This is a genomic window from Sinobacterium norvegicum (assembly GCF_923077115.1).
GTDB lineage: Bacteria > Pseudomonadota > Gammaproteobacteria > Pseudomonadales > Sinobacteriaceae > Sinobacterium > Sinobacterium norvegicum.
The window spans coordinates 165,089-184,460 of the sequence record NZ_CAKLPX010000001.1 but is presented as its reverse complement, the minus strand read 5'-3'; the positions used below and the strand labels follow the sequence as shown (position 1 = coordinate 184,460).

19 protein-coding genes are annotated in these 19,372 nt (G+C 52.9%); 8 read left to right on the top strand and 11 right to left on the bottom strand.

Annotation, left to right across the window (positions count from 1 at the left end; all coding sequences use genetic code 11):
• Nucleotides 1-101: 101 nt before the first annotated feature.
• Together L9P87_RS00825 and L9P87_RS00820 are read left to right on the top strand one after the other, a co-directional pair.
• Entirely contained in the window at nucleotides 102-1,481 is a 1,380-nt protein-coding gene (locus tag L9P87_RS00825; RefSeq protein WP_237442780.1) for a glutamine synthetase family protein, read from the top strand.
• A 220-nt stretch (nucleotides 1,482-1,701) separates the two neighbouring features.
• Nucleotides 1,702-2,166: a YehS family protein gene (locus L9P87_RS00820; protein WP_237442779.1), complete on the top strand. Its 465-nt coding sequence runs from the start codon at nucleotides 1,702-1,704 to the stop codon at nucleotides 2,164-2,166.
• 33 nt (nucleotides 2,167-2,199) lie between these two features.
• Here L9P87_RS00820 and L9P87_RS00815 read toward each other — a convergent pair whose 3' ends face one another.
• From L9P87_RS00815 to L9P87_RS00800, 4 genes are all read right to left on the bottom strand, one after another.
• Entirely contained in the window at nucleotides 2,200-3,216 is a 1,017-nt protein-coding gene (locus L9P87_RS00815) for a 3-oxoacyl-ACP synthase III (RefSeq protein ID WP_237442778.1), read from the bottom strand.
• Nucleotides 3,217-3,360: 144 nt separating this feature from the next.
• The gene (locus L9P87_RS00810) at nucleotides 3,361-4,164 is read right to left on the bottom strand and encodes an SDR family NAD(P)-dependent oxidoreductase (RefSeq protein ID WP_237442777.1); all 804 of its coding nucleotides are present in this window, start codon (nucleotides 4,162-4,164) and stop codon (nucleotides 3,361-3,363) included.
• Nucleotides 4,165-4,447: 283 nt separating this feature from the next.
• Nucleotides 4,448-5,950, bottom strand: coding sequence for an aldehyde dehydrogenase (locus L9P87_RS00805; protein ID WP_237442776.1), 1,503 nt, complete (start codon nucleotides 5,948-5,950; stop codon nucleotides 4,448-4,450).
• Nucleotides 5,951-6,026: 76 nt separating this feature from the next.
• Nucleotides 6,027-6,572 carry a cupin domain-containing protein gene (locus L9P87_RS00800; protein WP_237442775.1) on the bottom strand — a complete coding sequence of 182 codons (546 nt, stop codon included), beginning with the start codon at nucleotides 6,570-6,572 and terminating at the stop codon, nucleotides 6,027-6,029.
• A gap of 300 nt (nucleotides 6,573-6,872) precedes the next feature.
• Between L9P87_RS00800 and aptA the strand changes: the two genes are divergently transcribed.
• Together aptA and L9P87_RS00790 are read left to right on the top strand one after the other, a co-directional pair.
• On the top strand, nucleotides 6,873-8,192 hold the full coding sequence (aptA, locus tag L9P87_RS00795; RefSeq protein WP_237442774.1) for an omega-aminotransferase AptA: 1,320 nt from the start codon (nucleotides 6,873-6,875) through the stop codon (nucleotides 8,190-8,192).
• Between the two features lie 44 nt (nucleotides 8,193-8,236).
• Complete coding sequence (locus L9P87_RS00790; protein WP_237442773.1) at nucleotides 8,237-9,736, top strand: CoA-acylating methylmalonate-semialdehyde dehydrogenase; 1,500 nt, start codon at nucleotides 8,237-8,239, stop codon at nucleotides 9,734-9,736.
• 61 nt (nucleotides 9,737-9,797) lie between these two features.
• Here the strand turns inward: L9P87_RS00790 and L9P87_RS00785 are convergent, their stop codons facing one another.
• The 6 genes from L9P87_RS00785 to L9P87_RS00760 all read right to left on the bottom strand — a co-directional run bounded on the left by L9P87_RS00785 (nucleotide 9,798) and on the right by L9P87_RS00760 (nucleotide 14,054).
• Nucleotides 9,798-10,787 carry a YhdH/YhfP family quinone oxidoreductase gene (locus tag L9P87_RS00785; RefSeq protein WP_237442772.1) on the bottom strand — a complete coding sequence of 330 codons (990 nt, stop codon included), beginning with the start codon at nucleotides 10,785-10,787 and terminating at the stop codon, nucleotides 9,798-9,800.
• Between the two features lie 57 nt (nucleotides 10,788-10,844).
• A complete protein-coding gene (locus L9P87_RS00780; protein ID WP_237442771.1) occupies nucleotides 10,845-11,285 on the bottom strand; it encodes a gamma-glutamylcyclotransferase family protein in 441 nt (146 codons plus the stop codon).
• A 116-nt stretch (nucleotides 11,286-11,401) separates the two neighbouring features.
• Nucleotides 11,402-12,112, bottom strand: coding sequence for a DUF3581 family protein (locus L9P87_RS00775; protein WP_237442770.1), 711 nt, complete (start codon nucleotides 12,110-12,112; stop codon nucleotides 11,402-11,404).
• A 137-nt stretch (nucleotides 12,113-12,249) separates the two neighbouring features.
• On the bottom strand, nucleotides 12,250-12,720 hold the full coding sequence (gene ybaK, locus L9P87_RS00770; RefSeq protein ID WP_237442769.1) for a Cys-tRNA(Pro) deacylase: 471 nt from the start codon (nucleotides 12,718-12,720) through the stop codon (nucleotides 12,250-12,252).
• Between the two features lie 69 nt (nucleotides 12,721-12,789).
• Nucleotides 12,790-13,206: a hypothetical protein gene (locus L9P87_RS00765; protein WP_237442768.1), complete on the bottom strand. Its 417-nt coding sequence runs from the start codon at nucleotides 13,204-13,206 to the stop codon at nucleotides 12,790-12,792.
• A gap of 44 nt (nucleotides 13,207-13,250) precedes the next feature.
• Nucleotides 13,251-14,054 carry an META domain-containing protein gene (locus L9P87_RS00760; RefSeq protein ID WP_237442767.1) on the bottom strand — a complete coding sequence of 268 codons (804 nt, stop codon included), beginning with the start codon at nucleotides 14,052-14,054 and terminating at the stop codon, nucleotides 13,251-13,253.
• A 243-nt stretch (nucleotides 14,055-14,297) separates the two neighbouring features.
• Between L9P87_RS00760 and L9P87_RS00755 the strand changes: the two genes are divergently transcribed.
• On the top strand, nucleotides 14,298-16,541 hold the full coding sequence (locus L9P87_RS00755; RefSeq protein WP_237442766.1) for a mechanosensitive ion channel family protein: 2,244 nt from the start codon (nucleotides 14,298-14,300) through the stop codon (nucleotides 16,539-16,541).
• 22 nt (nucleotides 16,542-16,563) lie between these two features.
• Here L9P87_RS00755 and L9P87_RS00750 read toward each other — a convergent pair whose 3' ends face one another.
• A complete protein-coding gene (locus tag L9P87_RS00750; protein WP_237442765.1) occupies nucleotides 16,564-16,965 on the bottom strand; it encodes an NINE protein in 402 nt (133 codons plus the stop codon).
• Nucleotides 16,966-17,164: 199 nt separating this feature from the next.
• Here L9P87_RS00750 and L9P87_RS00745 point away from each other — a divergent pair, with 199 nt between their 5' ends.
• Genes L9P87_RS00745 through L9P87_RS00735 form a run of 3 tightly spaced genes read left to right on the top strand, consistent with a single transcriptional unit; the run spans nucleotide 17,165 to nucleotide 19,363 of the window.
• Nucleotides 17,165-18,508 (top strand): class II 3-deoxy-7-phosphoheptulonate synthase, encoded by a 1,344-nt coding sequence (locus L9P87_RS00745; protein ID WP_237442764.1) that lies wholly within the window; start codon nucleotides 17,165-17,167, stop codon nucleotides 18,506-18,508.
• Between the two features lie 10 nt (nucleotides 18,509-18,518).
• Nucleotides 18,519-18,899: a hypothetical protein gene (locus tag L9P87_RS00740; RefSeq protein WP_237442763.1), complete on the top strand. Its 381-nt coding sequence runs from the start codon at nucleotides 18,519-18,521 to the stop codon at nucleotides 18,897-18,899.
• Nucleotides 18,900-18,910: 11 nt separating this feature from the next.
• Nucleotides 18,911-19,363 carry a hypothetical protein gene (locus L9P87_RS00735; RefSeq protein WP_237442762.1) on the top strand — a complete coding sequence of 151 codons (453 nt, stop codon included), beginning with the start codon at nucleotides 18,911-18,913 and terminating at the stop codon, nucleotides 19,361-19,363.
• The last annotated feature ends 9 nt before the right edge of the window (nucleotides 19,364-19,372 follow it).

The following is a 19,372-nucleotide window of genomic DNA, read 5'->3' as shown; positions in this document are numbered from 1 at the left end:
CTACACCTTACAAGTGGTGTTTATTTTTTTCAACACCCAGTTTAATATAATTGATAAATAAACATTTAATATAAATTATCATAGACTTACGAGAAAAAAATATGCAATCCCACCACCCCGATCAAGCCTTTGCTGTTCAGTTCCCCGACGTTGAAACTGTCGATATCATGCTAGCAGATAGTAATGGCGTACTACGTGGCAAACGCACCCCGATTGATCAGCTCGAAAAAGTCATCACCGAAGGCATTCTGCTACCTCGTTCTATTTTCGGTAATAAAATCACTGGTGAGGCAGCCGAGGCCACTGAACTCGGTGACGCCACCGGCGACCGTGATTACCTCTGTCAGGTACAAGCCAAGACACTGGCACCCTGTCCCTGGCAACCTAAAACCGCGCAACTGCTCAGCCATATGGTCGAAGCCAATGGCAGCGGCCTGCGCTGCGACCCCAGAACCGTGCTCACCGACGCCGTCACACGGTTGGATAGCCACGGCTACAGTGCCGTGGTTGCCGTTGAACTTGAGTTTTATCTGCTCGATGTAAAAACCGATGCCCAGGGTCAGCCCCAGCCCCCTATTTCACCGGACAGCGGCAGGCGCGACTGCGAAACTCAAGTTTATAGCTTTGAAGACCTCAACAGTTATGGCGACTTCTTAGCCCTGGTACAACAGAGCGCCCAGGCACAAAATATCCCCGCCACCGCGGCAATCGCCGAGTTCGCCCCCGGCCAGTTCGAGATCAATCTACAACACATTAATAATCCGGTGCTGGCCTGCGAACAGGCTCTGTTGCTTAAACGTATTATCAAGGGCTGCGCCAAGGCCTGCGGCTACCAAGCCACCTTCATGGCCAAACCCTACCAACAATTGGCCGGCAGCGGCATGCATGTGCATATCAGTGTGCTAGATCAACAGGGAAATAATATTTTCAGCCCCGATGTCAGCCCACTGATCACCAACGAGACCATTAATCCAGCGATGCGACAGGCGCTGAGCGGCTTGATTACCACCATGCAGGATAGCCTGCTGGCCTTTGCCCCTCACGCCAACAGCTATCACCGCATTCAGCCGGGCAGCTTTGTGCCGATCAACAAAAGCTGGGGACACAACAACCGCACTGTGGCGCTGCGTATCCCCCTCAGCAGCCCCTCGGCCACCCGTATCGAGTACCGCATCGGCGGCGCCGATGCCAACCCCTTCGTGGTCATGGCCTGTATCATCAACGGCATCTGTTACGGTTTCGATCATGGCAATCTGCCACTACCCAGCGAGACCGAGTTAAGCGCCTATAAAGAGCAGCGCGAGTCGATTGCCTGCAACTGGAAGGAGTCTGTGCATTATTTTCAACACAGCGAGTTTATCCACGAATATTTAGGGGCAGAGTTTCAAAGCGTCTACAGCCAAATCAAAACCGAGGAACGACTCGATTTCGAACGTCACATCAGCCAACTGGAATATGATTGGTACCAGACGTTGGCGTGATTGCTGGTCTTTGCCGTTGCGCTTTTTGAAGTTGAGGGGAATGACCGACTACGCGACGGTATCGATCGATCGGCGGGCGGACTCGACTCACCTTCTCAAGCGGGATAAACGACGGTTATTAGCCCGATAGCCAATAGTGGCTTAGAGTAGATTCTGCTAAAATGGGGGCATCCAGTAATCGTGTTGATTGTACTGGCCTTACCCTAGCCTAGGAATTATTTTGACGAACAACGAAACCCTGCACCTGATACGCAGCACACTTGAGCTTAATGATGACGCCATGACCGAAATCTTCGCCCTGGCGGACTTCGCAGCATCGCTGGAGCAGATCACAGGCTGGTCAAAAAAGGACGGCGACAAGACCTACCTCAAAATCAGCGACACGGAGCTGGCGCTATTTCTCAATGGCTTTATCAACCACAACCGCGGCAGACGCGAGGGCGAACAACCCAAGCCGGTCGATCAGCTCAACAACAATAAGATCTTCCAAAAACTGAGAATCGCCCTCGATTTACACGCCGAGGATATCTTAGAGGTGTTCCAGCAGGTAGACATCTACTTCAGCAAGCATGAGATCAGCGCATTCTTCCGCAAGCCCGGCAACAAGCACTACCGCGAGTGCAGCGACAATACGCTGAAGATGTTTATTACCGGCTATGGCGAATGGTCGGCCCGCAAGCGATAATTGCTCCGACCCACCGAGGCGCCGGCGACGGCGCTACCAGGTCACACTCATGCCGGTGCAGTTAAGACCGCTGCCAATACCTAATAACGCGACGTGATCGCCAGCCTTCATTCTACCCGCTTCTTCCGCCATTTTAAGGGTAATCGGTAAGGCGGCAGGGCCGATATTACCCAACGTCTGGACGTTCAGGAATATCTTATCCATCGACATACCCAAGGCCTTCGACAGTTTGTTGATGTGCGGCATACTCACCTGATGCGGGATGTAAATATCTATCGCGCTATCACTCCAATTGGCCAGGTCTCTTTCACATGTTTTCCAGGTTTTACCGGCGAGCTCTACACCGGCAACCAGCAGTTTTTGAGGATCTGTTATACCGCCCTCGTGTGTGCCCACGCACAGGCGATTATTATCGGTATCGGCCAGGGTCACTGAGCCATTGATCAGGTGGCCTGATTGAGAATTGTCTTTATGGGTGAGAATCATAGCGACAGCACCGGAGCCCAGCGTCAGCGTCGCGAAGTTATCACGGAAGGTTTCCATCGTTAGCTCGGGGTCTTTTAATCGCGCCATGGTTGGATCCATAGGCCCGAGAGAGCTTTCACCATTGACGATCAGGCCGTATTTTATCTGGCCAGTTTCGATCATCATCATCATGGTCGACATGCCATCAACAAAGCCCAGGCAGGCATTGCCAATATCATAATTTCTACAGTGCGCAGAGAGCTTCAGATTACCGTGAACCAGACAGGCTACAGAGGGCTCTATGTAGTCTTTACTGACCGAGGTGTTGATGATGCAGCCAATGTCATCGGCATTAATACCAGACTCATCGATCACCTTCTGCGCCGCCAGGGTGGCGACATTGCTGGGTTCTGTCCCGGCATCCCAAACACGCCGCTCTTTGATGCCCGATAGCATCTCTAGGCTGCCAAGCGGGATACCAAATTTTGCCAGGTTGTCAGCAATCTGCTCTTCAATACTCAGTGATGTAATGATTGTACTCGGGAGTTCGTAAGCAATAGCTTCTATAACAACATTGCTGGGCATACTCGTGGGTCTCTATTAAATGATTAAAATAAGCACAGCTGATAGGCATTACTTAAAAGGCGTATTGTGAGCAGAAAAAACTACAGACACAAGGCTAATATCGATTTATGGCCTAATGCTAACGACACAAGCATTGGCAGCAGGCTATGGCGATATCGTCGCTCGACCAACCAGGCCGATAATCCGTCGCACCAACCACTTTGGCGTGGCCCGCGATAACACGCTGACAATCCAGTTTTTGGCGCCGGGCACCACAACTACCCTGCCCTTAAGGCAGCCACGCAGACCTTGTTGAGCAACGGCATAAGGATCAGCCATAACGGCCCGGGGAATATGGGTCAGCGCCGGGCTCTTTTGCTGAGCACCGGCTACCATATCGGTGGCGGTGAGACCTGGGCACAGTGCCGTCACCGTGACTCCCGTGCCTCTTACTTCTTCGCTAAGGGATTCAGACAACGACAGAATAAAAGCCTTGGTGGCAGCATAGCTGGCAACGCTGGGCATCGGCTGAAACGCCCCCATTGAGGCGACGTTTAATACCCGCCCTTGGCCACGAGCAATCATCCGCGGCAATAGATGGGCCGTCATCGCCGTCACAACAGCCACGTTGAGCTGGACAATGTTTTGGTGATCCTCAGGTGTGATATGCACAAAGGCACCATGTTCTACCCTGCCGGCATTATTAATCAGTAGATCAACCTCTTTGCCCTCGGTCAGCAGCTCTTCGACTAAGTCCTTGACGGCGTCCGGTGCCGTCAGATCACAGGTTTTAACCGTCACCTCAACACCGTAGTCAGCACTTAACTGTACCGCCAAGCTGTTTAACTTTTGCTGATTGCGGGCCAGCAGAATGACATCATACTGATGCTGCGCACAAACCCGGGCAAAGGCTTCGCCAATGCCTGACGAGGCGCCAGTGATTAAAGCCGTGTTGCGTTTCACCGTCATTAACGGAAACTCCAAACAAATCTGTAATTGCCGTAGTTATACACTGAACAGGTTGTTTTTGCAGTGACAGAGTGGCCAGACAGTTGGCGACTCACGAGACAACCTCTCGAGGCTCCCACCCCAGTCGTTAAACCGGCGGCGGCGTCTATTCATGTTGAGATGAAGAATATCTGTTACTGAATCTCAGGGGGAATAGACGCAGCGAGGGCGAGCACCGGCGCACCGCTTCCCAACACTAAAAAAGGCGAGCCCAATAGCTCGCCTTTTTTAGTCAGCATTCAACTCAGTAATCCAAGTTAATCCAAACCGACTTCAGTTCGGTGTACTTCTCCATCGCGTGTAGCGACTTATCGCGGCCGTTGCCGGATTGCTTGAAGCCACCGAACGGCGTGGTCATATCGCCGCCGTCCCAGGTGTTGACCCACATCGAACCGGCGCGAACTTTCTTGGCGACGCGGTGGGCGCGACCGAGGTCCGTGGTCCAGACGCCAGCGGCGAGGCCGTAGATGGTGTCGTTGGCAATGGCAATCGCCTCCTCCTCAGTATCGAAGCCAATCACCGTCAGCACCGGGCCGAAGACCTCCTGCTGGGCGATCTTCATGCGGTTATCGACATTGTCGAAGATGGTCGGGGCGAAGTAATAGCCGCCGGTATCGGCCCTCACCTGCTCGCCACCACAGCGCAACTCGGCCCCCTCATCAAGGGCCATCGCCACCATCCGCTGGATATTGGCCAGCTGAATATCGTCGACGATGGCGCCCATGAAGGCGTCGTCGTCCAGCGGGTCGCCTGGCTGCATCTCGGCGGCCGCAGCCACCACCTTTTTAACGAAATCGGTCTTGATCGAGGCATCGATCAACAGTCGTGAGGCGGCGGTACAGACCTCACCCTGATTGTGGAAAATAGACTCGGCGACATGGACGGCGAGCTGGTCGAGATTGGGCGCATCGGCAAAGACGATATTCGGCGACTTGCCGCCGCACTCCATAAACGCGCGCTTCATGTTCGATTCACCGGCAAACTGTAACAGGCGTTTACCGGTGGCAGTGGAGCCAGTAAAGGCCAAACCTTCGACATCCATATGCAGTGCCAGGGCTTGGCCGACGGTATGACCAAAGCCCGGTAAGACATTCAATACGCCGTCGGGCAGGCCGGCCTCGGTGGCCAAGGCGGCAACACGAATCATGGTCAGCGGTGATTTTTCCGACGGTTTAACGATCACGCTGTTACCGGTCGCTAAGGCGGGACCTAACTTCCAGCAGGCCATTAACAGAGGGTAGTTCCACGGCACGATGGCGGCAATCACACCCAGCGGCTCGCGGGTTACCATGCCCAGCACATCGGGGGACGTTGGGCAGACCTCATCGAAGACCTTATCGATGGCCTCGGCGTGCCAACGAATACTGGCAATCGACTCCTTAATATCGATGCTCTCAGCTTCCAGTACCGGCTTCCCCATGTCCAGAGACTCTAACAACGCCAACTCCTCTTGGTGCTGCGCCATTAAATCGGCAAAACGTAGCATCACTTTCTTGCGATACTTGGGACTGGTTTCACTCCAAACGCCACTATCGAAGGCGGTTTTGGCAGCGGCCACGGCAATATCCGCATCCGCCTGCTGACAGGACTGCACTGCCGTTAACAACCGGCCATCACGGGGCGAGTGGCAATCAAACTGCTCACCCGCGGCTGCATCGACATAGCGACCGGCAATAAAAGCACGACCCTCGATGTTCAGTGTTGTTAACTTCTGCAGCCAATAGGCCTGATTTCTTTCTACCGCCATACCTTACATCTCTTTTATTATTCGTTTTACTGGATCCTACACGCCCAGCCACCACTGTTGTGGTGCCTGGTTTACCTTAGAAAGACGGCGGCGTATTGGCACTGACCACTTCACAGTCCTGCTCGCCAATATTGCGGAAGCGATGGGGTTTGCGACTGTCAAAATAATAGCCATCGCCCTCACTGAGCAGCTGCACATCGCCATCAACGGTTAATTCGAGCTGGCCCTGGACAATAAAGCCACCTTCTTCGCCATCATGGCTGAGTAATTCCTCACCGGTATCACTGCCGGCAATATAAACCTCACGCATAATCGACATCTGACGGTCGTTGCGGTTAGCGCCCACCAACAAATATTGAATACCCTCGGTACCAAGGTCGGGTAAATCATTGGATTGATAGAAGAACTGCTGATCTTTCTCACCGGCGTCCACGGCGAAAAAATCGGCCAGCGACATAGGAATACCATCGAGCACCTTCTTCAGCGACCCCACCGACGGGCTGACTCTGTTTTGCTCAATCAATGAGATAGTACTGTTAGTCACCCCAACTCGCTTGGCCAGCTCTCGCTGAGAATAGCCATAGTCCTTTCTAATATTTTTTAGCCGCTCACCTATATCCACACTGTCTCCTCGTCTCTTATTAGACAAACCGCCTATCGATGGCCTGTTTGATGCCTTTTTATAAGGAAAATCCACTGTGCTTAAGATTTTAACCGGTGTCAAAAACATTTTACAGTGGGCGTAAATTATATCGCATCAAATTTAATAATTGTAAATTTTATTAAACACCCTTATGCTCTACTTCACCGTCTCAAGCTAAACCGCAGCAGAAAACACTAGGTTAGCAAATTTTACTAATAGAGACAGAACTTTATATCATTATCAAGCGCCCCAGAAGAGCGCTATAAGAGGAGCAAATCCATGGCTAATACCCCACAAAACACGATGGATGCCTATTGGATGCCGTTTACGGCAAACCGTCAATTTAAAAAAACACCTCGCATAATGAAAGCGGCCAAGGGGATGTACTACACCTCCGATGATGACCGTCAGATTCTCGACGGTACCGCTGGTCTTTGGTGTTGTAACGCCGGTCATAGCCGCTCAGAGATCACCCAGGCGGTCTCACATCAAATTGAACAGCTCGATTATGCCCCCAGTTTTCAGATGAGCCACCCACTGCCGTTTGAACTGGCAAACCGCTTAGTCGCACTGGCCCCGGAAGGTATTAACAAGGTTTTTTACACCAACTCGGGATCCGAGTCGGTTGATACGGCACTAAAAATTGCTGTCGCTTATCACCGCATCCGTGGTGAAGCCAGTCGCACCCGCTTTGTCGGTCGCGAAAAAGGCTATCACGGTGTCGGCTTCGGCGGTATCTCCGTCGGTGGTCTGGTCAATAATCGCAAGATGTTCGGCCCTCTATTACCCGGTGCCGATCACCTACCGCACACCCTTAACATCGATCTCAATGCCTTTAGTCGTGGCCTGCCCGAGCACGGTGTCGAGCTGGCACAAGCACTCGAGAGCATTGTCGGCCTGCACGACGCCTCGACCATTGCCGCTGTTATTGTCGAGCCGCTACAGGGTTCTGCCGGTGTTATTCTGCCTGCCAAAGGCTATTTACAGGCACTGCGTGATATCTGCGACAAATATGGCATTCTACTCATTTTTGATGAGGTGATCACCGGTTTCGGCCGTATTGGTAACTGCTTTGCCGCCGAAGAATTTGGCGTCACACCCGATATTATTACCACAGCCAAAGGCCTGACCAACGGCGCCGTGCCAATGGGTGCAGTCTTCGTCAGCGACAAGATCCACGACACCTTTATGGCAGGGCCCGAGGAGATGATTGAGTTCTTCCACGGCTATACTTATTCAGGTCACCCGGTTGCCTGTGCTGCGGCGCTGGCCAGCCTGGACATTTATAAGAAGGACAATCTCTTCGAGAAGGCCCACAGCCTCGGTCAGTACTTCGAAGATGGCGCTCACCGCCTGGCAGAATTAGAACACGTTCAAGATGTTCGCAACTACGGCCTGGTAGCCGCTATCGACCTCAAGAGCCGTGACGGTGCCCCCGGTGCACGCGCATTTGAAGTCTTTACCGAGTGCTATAAGCGCGGCGTATTGATTCGAGTGACCGGCGACATTATTGCTCTGAGTCCGCCATTAATTATCGAACACAGCCATATCGATGAACTGTTCGGCACCCTTGCCGAGGTCATCCAAGCCACCGCATAAGCGGTGGTTTCACTCTATTTTATTAAAGCGTTAAGGTATTCATCATGACAACCACTATCGGTCACTACATCAACGGTCAACACCACGCCTCCAGCGGCACCGCCCGCAGCGACGTATTCAACCCCGCCACTGGTGACGTGACCAGCCAGGTATCGCTGGCCACCGCCGCAGATTGTGAACTTGCCATCGCCACGGCGACTGCGGCCTCTACTGGCTGGGCAGCCACCACACCGCTGAACCGAAGCCGAGTACTGTTCAAGTTCAAGGCGTTGCTTGAGAAGCACGCCGATGAACTTGCTGCCATGATTACCCGTGAGCACGGCAAGGTGTTCTCCGATGCCATGGGTGAATTAACCCGCGGTATCGAAGTGGTCGAATTCGCCTGCGGTATTCCACACCTGCAGAAAGGTGAGCACTCGAGCGATGTCGGCCGTGGTGTCGACTCCTACTCATTGATGCAGCCGCTGGGTGTGGTCGCCGGTATTACCCCGTTTAACTTTCCCGCCATGGTGCCAATGTGGATGTTCCCTGTCGCTATCGCCTGTGGTAACAGCTTTGTACTCAAGCCTTCGGAGCGCGATCCATCAGTTGCTATTCGCATCGCTGAATTGCTCACCGAGGCCGGTCTGCCCGATGGCGTCTTCACCGTCTTAAACGGTGACAAGTTTGCCGTCGACACCTTGATTCAACACCCTGACATTTCCGCGGTAAGCTTTGTAGGCTCCACCCCTATTGCCCAGTATATCTACGAGCAAGCGGCCAAGTATGGCAAGCGCGCCCAAGCCCTCGGCGGCGCCAAAAACCACATGGTCGTGATGCCCGATGCCGATATCGACGGCACGGTTAACGCGCTGATGGGTGCCGCCTACGGTTCTGCTGGCGAGCGCTGTATGGCAATCTCTGTCGCGGTTGCCGTCGGTGATGAAGCGGCCGATGCGCTGATCGCCAAGCTAACACCAAAGGTCAAGGCACTCCGTGTTGGTAATGGTCTTGGTAACGATGTTGAAATGGAAATGGGACCTCTGGTGACCAAGACCCACCTTGACAAAGTCACCGGCTATGTCGATCAGGGCGTGGCCGAAGGCGCCACCTTGGTAGTCGATGGCCGCGGTGTCGAAACCACTGATGGCTCCAATGGCTTCTTCATCGGCGGCTGTTTGTTCGATAACGTTAAGCCCGGCATGCGCCTGTATCAGGAAGAGATCTTTGGTCCAGTATTGGCCGTGGTCCGTGTCGACACTCTCGAGGACGCGATTGCACTGATCAACAGCCATGAATACGCCAATGGTACCGCCATCTTCACCCGTGATGGTGGCGCCGCCCGTCAATACGCCAACCGTATTCACGTCGGCATGGTCGGTATTAACGTGCCAATCCCTGTGCCCATGGCCTTCCACTCTTTTGGTGGCTGGAAGCGTTCCATCTTTGGCCCGCTGAATATGCACGGCCAAGACGGCGTTCGTTTCTACACCCGGATGAAGACTGTGACGGCTCGCTGGCCAGAAAACCTACAGGCAGAATTCACCATGCCAACCATGAAGTAGTTTCAATCAAGCATAAAAAAAGCCAGCAATCGCTGGCTTTTTTTATGCATTCAATCATTGTTTAACGGTTTACATCGACCACTGTCCGCCCCAAAACCGAGCCGGTTAACACCTCGGATAGTGCATCAACACTCTGCTCTAAGCTAATCACTTTAAACAGTTTCTCCAAGCCCAGCTGATCATCGATCTGGGATAGGGCCTGCCACGCTGCCTGCTTGGCCGACAGCGGCAACTCGACCGAATCCACCCCCAACAGACCAACACCGTTGAGAATAAACGGCAGCACGGTCAACGGTAAGTCGGCACTCTGGGCCAAGCCACAGGCGCTGACATGGCCGCCGTAGGTAATTTGCTTGACCATGTTGGCCAGGGTAAAGCCACCGACGCAGTCTATACCGGCATCCCAACGCGGTTTGAGCATAGGACGCTTGTTTTCCTCCGACAATTCGCTGCGGTCGATAACCTCCGCCGCCCCCAGCGCCGTCAGCCACTCCCCCTGCTCGGCCTTACCACTGGACGCCGTCACCCGGTAGCCCCGACTACTGGCCAGCGCGACAGCCACGGAGCCAACACCACCACCTGCACCACTGACAATAATAGAGGCTCCCTTCTGCAACCCAGCCCGCTCCAAGCGATCGAGACAGAGGTAGGCGGTTAAACCGGCAGTGCCCAACGCCATTGCATTGAGTGCCGATAAATCGGCCGGCAGCTTCAACGCCCAGCTCGCCGGTATCTTCAACTGCTCGGCGAGGCCGCCATCGGTATTCATCCCCAGATCATAACCGGTGACCAGTACGCGCTCAGCCACGGCAAAGCCATCGTCATTGGACTGCAGCACCCTGCCCACGGCGTCGATACCAGGTACATGGGGAAACTGTCGCGTGACGCCGGGGTTACCGGCGGCAGAGAGGCCATCTTTATAGTTGACCGACGAGTATTCGACGGCCACAACCAGCTCACCATCGCCGGCTTCCAACGCGGGCAATTCAATCATGTCGGTGGTGAATCCGTGGTCGGTTTTTACGGTTTGCAGGGCTCTATACGTTGTCATAGTCGCTCTCAAAGTTAGGCTTTCAATGCGGATTAAAGGCGGATCGGCGGCCTGTGCTTAACTGGCCAACGTCTGCAAGAAATCGGGGATAATGTGTTCAATATAGTGCTGATAGTTAGCTTGGTAAAATTGTTCTTCCGGCCAGTCACCACCAATATTGCCGGCAGCCAAGGCACCTACACAGTAAAGCTCAGCCTGCTGTTCTGTGCCATCGTCCATTTGTACGGTGACCGAGCGGCGACTATACCAGCCCTCATCGAGCATTTCGAAGGCATCGAGTATGGCTAACGACTGCGCATCAACCTGCGAAATAACCACCCCCTCTATACGATGTCCCGGTTCCTCAACGGCCATTGCAATGGTAGAGACTGCAGGGTGATCAATAGAGCGTCGACGGTAATCCAGCAGCGAAGCTGACGCTATCGGCAGCGCTTTGCCGATCAACGCATTCAACAAATCGGGGTACTGCAATAAACCGTAGGCAAAAATCTTTTTCATGGTTATCTCGTGGCTACTTCCAAGCGGTGTATCAGCATAAAAAAAGGCCGTCTGCAAAGCAAACGACCTTTTAAAATATAACACCTTAGGGTTGTATTACCCGGCAAGTTCACCGCCTAGCCGGTAAAATTATCCTTGGCTTTATTGTAATCACCAACCAGCGCAGTCATCACCGCGTCATCGTACTCACGCAGATTGGCCAGCGCCATCGACTTGCTGCCCTTGCCGACCACCTTACCCTCGTCTTCGAAGGCAAAGTTCAGGGTCACACGCCCCCGTTTACCGTCAATTTTCAACTCCGATGTCGTCGCCTTCAATACCGGTTTAACCAAATCCAAGGTGTCGAGCTCAACCGACATGCTCTCGTAGATAATCAACGGACGCGCTGGGTTAATCATCACGTTCTGCTCATGCATTAACGGCACCAGCACGTGGGGGAAGTTTTCACCCGAAAAAGACACGTAGCTGCGCACCAACTGCTCGATCAGCGCCAAATCGTGGGTGACCTGATCGTTGTGCTCAATGGCAAGGTATTCTTTGCCCTTGCTATCGTTAATGGTCAAACGTTCAGCGGAATCCACCACCGAATCAAGCTCGACGCCATCGGTAACCATGCCGCTAAAGCTGACCTTCATCTTTGAAAATAAGCCTTTGCTGGTCAGGATCTTGGCGAATAAAAGATCGCCCGGCACACAGAAACGCTTGGTCTCAACATCGTGTAGAGGGTTAAAGTCATTGGAGATTAATTTGGCAAAATCGCTAGACTGCTGACGGGTGAACGAAAAACGCCCCGCCTCTAGCTCGGTGTAATATGGTTTTAAAAACATGTTTTACAAAGCACTACTCATTGATGGTTGGCGCATTCTACAGGTTTTATCGGTATGAAAACACTGTTAGACACTTTTTTGACGACCGGGTCAATGTTGCCTGCGAACACATATCGGTATGCCGGCTTTGTGAAAACTCAGACACTGCCGATATCGGCCACCGTGGCCGAGGTTAAATCCCGTAAGTCCTCGCCACTGAGCTCAATTTCTAGGCCGCGCTGGCCGGCGCTGACAAAAATAGTGTCAAAGGCCAAGGCGGAGCGGTCAATCACCGTCGCCAAAGCCTTGCGTTGCCCCAATGGGCTGACGCCACCCAACACATAGCCGGTACTGCGCTTAACGTCATCGGGGTTGGCCATTTTCGCTTTTTTTGCCGTCAATAAAGCGGCCAATTGCTTGAGATTTAGCTGCCGGTCCACCGGCAGTACTGCAACGACCAACGCCTGGGACGACAGTTCGACCACCAGCGTTTTAAACACCTGTGAAGCCGGCAAGTTGAGTTTTTCCACCGCCTCCAAGCCATAGGAAGCAGCTGCCGCATCATGCTGGTAACGGTGTAATTGAAACGCTATACCGGCTCTCTTGGCCGCCTTTGACGCGGGAGTCATCTACTCATTCTCTGTCGATAACAAAAAAAAACGCCTGCAAGCAGACGTTTGTTCGCACAGCAGACACTATTACTGGGGCTGCTGTTCAGCGGGCTGCTCTTTGATCGACTGTGCGACGAGTTCCGCGCACTGGCCATAGTAAGTAGCACCGGCGTGATCGATCAAACCCAGCTCGATACCACGACGATGGTCGAGTTCATAGCGGCACACCATATCGGCATTATCACGGGCCAGCGCAACATTATCGCTGGCGTGTACCAAGCCCAACTCAATCATACTGTTTTGCGTGCCTTCTAAATCGAGATATTCATCGGTCTTGGTCTCAACACTGTTGTTTTCAATTATCGTATCGGCGGCATCACGCCCCGCCTGCACAATCACATCCAGAGTGAGCTCTTGCTCATCGTCTGCAGCGGGCTGACTGCTACAGGCTGCAAGGAGGGTCATTAGGCTGGCCGATATTGCAACAGTGGCTAGTTTTCTCATAGTTCTTCCTGAGTGAGGGTAATTAATCTATTAATTTTAATATACTACTGCATATAGCGGGATTCAAATGTTGCCACGACCACGCCGGCGGAATCCTGCATCGTAAGGGTTTCACCGTCTACCGAGACCGTCTTCATCTTAGCCAGTGCCTGGTGATATTGTTGCTCTAAGTCCATGCCCTCTGGGCAGGCCATCATAGTGCTGGCCAAGGGGCTAAGATTGAGGCCGTTCTCATCGAAACTAAAGGTGCCCATATAACGATTACAGCCACCAAAGCCACGCACAGCATTATCCTGCTCCATCATTTGAAAATAGACTTCACGGTCATCTGCTCCCACCGGTGCGGGCTTGCCGTCGAGCGTCATCAGCTTCCAATAGGTGTTGGTTAATGAGGCATTCGGTGCCGTTGCGGCGGCGGCACGGTGGCTTACCCGCTCCATCATCAATACTGTTTTACCGTCATCATTGGGCGCAAAAACATCGTTGGCTGTGGTCGTGGTAAACATCAGACGACCATCGACCTTGATCACAGCTCGTGCCGAGTATCGGCCTTGTTCGTCGATCTTGGCCTCTTCATAGGGCAGTGTCACATCAAACGGCGGATTACCTGGCGCTGTCAGTGTCACCGAACTGATCAGTTCGGCCGCCACATCCATTTTCGCCACATTTGAAAAACTCACCGTCAACTCGGCATTGGGCGGTAATGCCATTTTCTCGCGATACACAACAACGGTTTCAATCGCTTTCATCCCCTCACCCTCTGGCTGGCTGCTACAGGCTGTGATCAGCGCGACGCCGAACACGGCGGTGGCGGTAATTAACTTACTCAATAATCGTGTTTTCGACATAGGACGCTCTCTCGCAGGGTTAGATTCAAGGCCAAATAATTATAGCGGTTCGATCAGATCTCGAAGCAAAAGCTGTGCAACGGGACTGTTGACGCCCATAAGACAACACTCGACATTATTAGTGCAACTAGACTAAAGTTAAGATTAACAGATATTTACCAATCCACGACGGTTGTTTTCAGGCGCTTTGACCTCGATCAACACAAAGTCCATCCCGGCGACAACCCTAATAAAATCGACCCCATGAAACCACTGTTCCGATTACTACGCTGCGGCTTTATCACCACATTCATGCTGTGCAGCATGCCAACCCTCGCCGACTCACCCTGGCAGGGACGGTGGGACTCAGTATGGCGCGATGGAGGCGCCGAGATCACCTTGGAAGATAGCGGCAATGGTGTCACTGGCTATTACCAGCCGTACGATGGCTATATCCAGGCGACTATCGACGGCGATACGCTAACCGGTGTCTGGACCCAGAAAAACGCCAACGGCAATTTTATTTTCGTGCTCGCCCCTGACCAACAGACTTTTTCGGGTCGCTTTGATAACGGCGAGTGGTGGAACGGCAAACTGGTCGACCGACAAATCACGCCGCGTAGCAGCCACACCAATACCACCTCACCGCGGGAGACTCTGCGTAGTTTTTTAACCCTCGGCAACAAAGTCCGCAGTGGCGAGGCCAACTTGATGGACGAGTTATTATCGACTCTGCAGATCGACTACGACTCGGGAGATTCATACCATAGCTATACCCAGCGAGCGCGTTTACTGCTGCGCATCATCGACCAATCGACTCTACGGGTGTTCTCGGCCAGCGATGGCTTCGATGCCTCTCACTTCACCCTGCCACTAAAACTGGGCCACAGCGGTCTGACCTTTTACCTGCAAATTGACCGAGTGGGTCAGCGGTGGCAAATATTCCTCCCCGACCTCGATATATTGCAACAACAACTCGACGACTACCTAAAGCTGACCGACCAGGGAGAGATCAATAGCCAGGCCTATTTGCAACTACGTACGCCGCGCGACACCATGCGGACTTTTCTACAGCAACTCCCCCAATGGCATAGCGGTGGCAGCGAGCACGTTCGCCAAACCCTCGATCTAAGCGATATCCCGAATAACATTCGTCAGTGGGAAACACCCATACTGGCCGAGTCATTGAAACAGTCTATCGATCGCATCAGCTATGTAATCTGGCAAGAAATTCCGAACAACCCCGACAGCGACCAGCCCTATGTCTATTTCAGTCACCCACGTGGCGATATTGTCATCGCACCCACTGTCGATGCCGATGGCCAAAAACGTTGGCAGTTCACCCCCGACACCCTGACAACAATCCGTCAACTGTACGACACGCTGGAGCCCCTGCCCAAGGTGCAAGGCGCCGTGAGCATCGATGATATGGCGTTCTACTTCACCCTCAGAAGAGTCATTCACAGTGTCGCCCCGATACTGACAGTCAACATTTTCCTACTCGAACTATGGCAGATAATTGCGGCCATTATTTTTATCCTAATGGGTTTTTTTACCGCCCTGTATAGCGGCCGAATAATCACACAAACACTGCAACGGCTTCCCCTGACCCTGCAGAACAGTGCCGGCGATAATGACAGTAAATTTGGCTACCCCAGCATGTTAATTATCTGCGGTAGCCTGTGGTCTAATGGTTTTGTGCTGCTCGGCATTCCCGACTACTTATTCACCCTGGTCCGCACCGTCAGTCACTCGCTGATTGTTGCCGGTGGCATCTGGTTGGCGCTGTCTATCGTCAACGAGGTACAGCGCATTCTGTTGTCGAAGGCCCAGACCACCAATACCGTACTCGACGACATCCTGGTCACTTTGGTGGGCAGCTTGACCAAATTGATACTGTTTATCACCGGTGCCATTATGTTTGCCGAGATTTTCAGTATTCCCTATGAAACCATGATTGCCGGTCTCGGTATTGGCGGCCTCGCCTTTGCCATCGCCGCCCGCGACACCATTGCCAATTTTTTTGGCTCAGCAGTGATTCTCGCCGACCGCCCCTTCAGCCCCGGTGATAAAATATCGATTGGCAATCATATTGGTTTTATTGAAAGTGTTGGCCTGCGTTCGACCAAGATACGCACCGAGGATGAGACCGTCGTCATCATCCCCAATAATATGGTGTCGCAGGATATTATCAGCAACCAGACACGCAAGGAGCGATCCCTGGTCGACTTACACATTAACCTCGCCAACAGCACCGCAGCACAGGCCATTGCCGATGCCTCTGAGGCCATTACGACAATGCTAAACGAGCAGAGTGAAGTCGATGGAAAGTGGCTGTTTGTTGGTGCCGAAGGCTTTCACCGCTCAGGTATCATCCTGCGCGTACGCTGTTATTTGACCCTGACCATCGAGCGCGATTTCTTTATCGCCAGACACCAATTGACCATGAAAATCAGCCAGCTGATCGAGCAACACGGCATCGAGCTCGAGCAGCCAGCGGCGCAGTAATACGCCCACTGGCTAATGCCGCTTAGCCAATGATACCGCGGTTAAGCTCATCGACTTGGCGGTTCATGGTCCAGAAGTCATAGAGCAGCCCGACCAGAAACAAACCGCCGGTGAGGAAAAACACAATGGCTGTGACCCACTTGCCCATGTAGAGGCGGTGCAGGCCGAAGATGCCGGTAAAGGTAAGCAGCAGCCAGGTCACCGAGTAATCACACTCACCGACGGCAAAGCGGGTATTGGCCTCCTCGTGCATCGAGGGGATGAGAAACAAATCGATAATCCAGCCGATAAAGAAGAAACCCAGGGTGAAAAAATACAGCGTGCCACTGATTGGCTTGCCGTAATAAAAACGGTGGGCACCGATGAAGCCAAAGATCCAAATAATGTAGCCAAGAAATACTGAGTGGGTTGAACGATCCTGCATACTGATACTCCGCAAAAAATACTTTGACCTAGCATAATCGTCGCGGTTCCATATTGCGATTAATTGTTATAAATCAAGATCAGTCGGCTGATCACCAGCGCAATGCATTAATTTATCGCCAGCGCGCTGATAGTCGTTGTTTATCACCCTGCACTCGCTCTACACTATAGCTCTGAATATCCCGATTTCTGTGAGCATAATGAACAATACCACGCCCCACTGGCAGCCCGACAGCTGGCGACAGCACACCGGCCGGCAAATGCCCCATTACGCCGATCAAACTCTATTACAGCAAACCACGGCAACCCTGGGCGATATGCCGGCGCTGGTATTGCCAGAGGAGATTCGTCGCCTCACGGGCCAAATTGCCGCCGTCGAGCGCGGCGAGGCGTTTTTATTGCAGGCAGGTGACTGTGCCGAGAGTTTTAACGAGTTTGGCGAGCGTAAACTACGCGCAACCTTCCAGCAGATTTTACAGATGGCCGTGGTATTAACCCACGGCATGAAAAAACCGGTGGTCAAACTCGGCCGCTTTGCCGGCCAGTACGCCAAGCCTCGCTCCAGCGACAGCGAGACTCAGCACGGTATTACCCTGCCGAGCTATCGCGGCGACATTATCAACGGCATCGAGTTTACCGGCAGTGCCCGTGAGCCTGACCCAATGAGGATGTTGCAGGCCTATCAATATTCGGCCACCGGTCTCAATCTATGGCGGGCGCTGGCCAATTCCGGCGAGGCCGACCTCAACAAGGTCAAGGATTGGAACCCAAACTTTCTTAATCACAGCCGTGCCGCCGATGCTTATTTGCAGATGAGCCAGAAAATTGAGCAATCACTGGAGTTTATGTCGGTGGTTGGCATCGATTCGAGTAATACCCCCTCGTTGCATCAAGTCGATTTATTCTGCTCCCACGAGGCGCTGCTGCTGGAATACGAACAGGCATTGGTTCGCCAAGACCACGACGGTCAGTTCTACGGTGGCTCTGGCCATATGCTGTGGATTGGTGAGCGTACCCGTCAAATCGACAGCGCCCACGTCGAGTTTCTTCGCGGCATTATCAACCCGGTCGGTATCAAGGTGGGGCCGACAGCCACCGTCGATGAGATTTTACCGTTGCTCGATAGCCTCAACCCGGATAATCGCTCGGGTCGTATCACCTTGATTACCCGCATGGGCGCCAACAAGATCGCCGATCACCTGCCCAAAATCATCCGTGATATTCAGACAGAGGGCCGCAATGTCAGCTGGATATCCGACCCCATGCACGGTAATACCCAGTCTACCAGCAACGGCTATAAGACCCGAGACTTCAACAACATCCTCAGTGAAATCAAACAGTTTTTTGCCATTCACCAGGCCGAAAACAGTATCGCCGGTGGCGTTCACCTCGAGCTTACCGGCGAACACGTGACCGAATGTATTGGCGGCATCAAGGGGATGAGTGAGGCCGATCTACAACAGTGTTATAAAACCCAATGTGACCCACGCTTAAACGGCGAGCAGGGCCTGGAACTGGCCTTTCTTGTCGCCGAGCACCTATAAGGATAATAAAATGAACAAGATCATCACCGTTATGGCTGTGCTGATGCTGACGGCCTGCGCCAACAACCCGCCGGAGCAACACCCCGACCCCGATGCTGTGCTCGATAAACTATGGGTCTATAGCGATACCGGCGCCCTACAATGCGAGCCCGACAGCGGCATGAGCATCGATGAATCCGCGGATATATTGAACTCACACGGCGTCGAAGTCAGCGATTCGAAAACCGGTCAAAAAAGTCAGATGGCTGTCATTGCCATGTGCGGTGGTCCAACCTTGGATATCTATCTGCATCAGGTGGCCAGCGACAACCTCGAGGATGCCAAGTCTCTTGGCTTTGACCCGATCACCGATCTTGAAAGTGAAGACGGTGCCGGCTATACCCTGCAATAGGTTTTCATCCGGTGAGAAAGCGACTATTAACCTTGCTGACCCTGCTTTGCCTAACCATCATTGGTAGCCTGTTCTTGCTCGATCAGGATCAGCGGCAGCGTTTGCAATCCCGCTTTAGCACCGCGATTATGCCTGCTATTGCCCCGTTACTGCCAGCTCAGCGCCCGCCACGCACTAATGAGCCGGCAATAATGCCCTCAACCCCAATCTACGTCGAACCCATTGCCATAGAACCCGAGCCAATATCACAGCCGCTCAACCTCAAGCTGCCGGCCAATATTGATCACGTGCTCAATGCCGCGTTAAGCGAAGACGCCCCCTATCGGCTGCGCAATCTGTTTATCAAGCAAGAGCGGCAACAGAGTGTCACCATCTCTCCCGAGCTCATCTTCGATGAACAGGAAGACGAGATCCTAAACTCCATCGATGGTGCCAAAATTAATTTCGAGTTCATCACCGATTAACCTCTGACC

Coding starts and splice junctions, on each gene's coding strand:
- L9P87_RS00790 (WP_237442773.1), top strand. CDS start 8,237: ATGACAACCACTATCGGTCACTACATCAACGGTCAACACCACGCCTCC.
- L9P87_RS00825 (WP_237442780.1), top strand. CDS start 102: ATGCAATCCCACCACCCCGATCAAGCCTTTGCTGTTCAGTTCCCCGAC.
- L9P87_RS00815 (WP_237442778.1), bottom strand. CDS start 3,216: ATGCCCAGCAATGTTGTTATAGAAGCTATTGCTTACGAACTCCCGAGT.
- L9P87_RS00740 (WP_237442763.1), top strand. CDS start 18,519: ATGAACAAGATCATCACCGTTATGGCTGTGCTGATGCTGACGGCCTGC.
- aptA (WP_237442774.1), top strand. CDS start 6,873: ATGGCTAATACCCCACAAAACACGATGGATGCCTATTGGATGCCGTTT.
- L9P87_RS00775 (WP_237442770.1), bottom strand. CDS start 12,112: ATGTTTTTAAAACCATATTACACCGAGCTAGAGGCGGGGCGTTTTTCG.
- L9P87_RS00810 (WP_237442777.1), bottom strand. CDS start 4,164: ATGACGGTGAAACGCAACACGGCTTTAATCACTGGCGCCTCGTCAGGC.
- L9P87_RS00780 (WP_237442771.1), bottom strand. CDS start 11,285: ATGAAAAAGATTTTTGCCTACGGTTTATTGCAGTACCCCGATTTGTTG.
- L9P87_RS00785 (WP_237442772.1), bottom strand. CDS start 10,787: ATGACAACGTATAGAGCCCTGCAAACCGTAAAAACCGACCACGGATTC.
- ybaK (WP_237442769.1), bottom strand. CDS start 12,720: ATGACTCCCGCGTCAAAGGCGGCCAAGAGAGCCGGTATAGCGTTTCAA.
- L9P87_RS00755 (WP_237442766.1), top strand. CDS start 14,298: ATGAAACCACTGTTCCGATTACTACGCTGCGGCTTTATCACCACATTC.
- L9P87_RS00750 (WP_237442765.1), bottom strand. CDS start 16,965: ATGCAGGATCGTTCAACCCACTCAGTATTTCTTGGCTACATTATTTGG.
- L9P87_RS00745 (WP_237442764.1), top strand. CDS start 17,165: ATGAACAATACCACGCCCCACTGGCAGCCCGACAGCTGGCGACAGCAC.
- L9P87_RS00760 (WP_237442767.1), bottom strand. CDS start 14,054: ATGTCGAAAACACGATTATTGAGTAAGTTAATTACCGCCACCGCCGTG.
- L9P87_RS00765 (WP_237442768.1), bottom strand. CDS start 13,206: ATGAGAAAACTAGCCACTGTTGCAATATCGGCCAGCCTAATGACCCTC.
- L9P87_RS00805 (WP_237442776.1), bottom strand. CDS start 5,950: ATGGCGGTAGAAAGAAATCAGGCCTATTGGCTGCAGAAGTTAACAACA.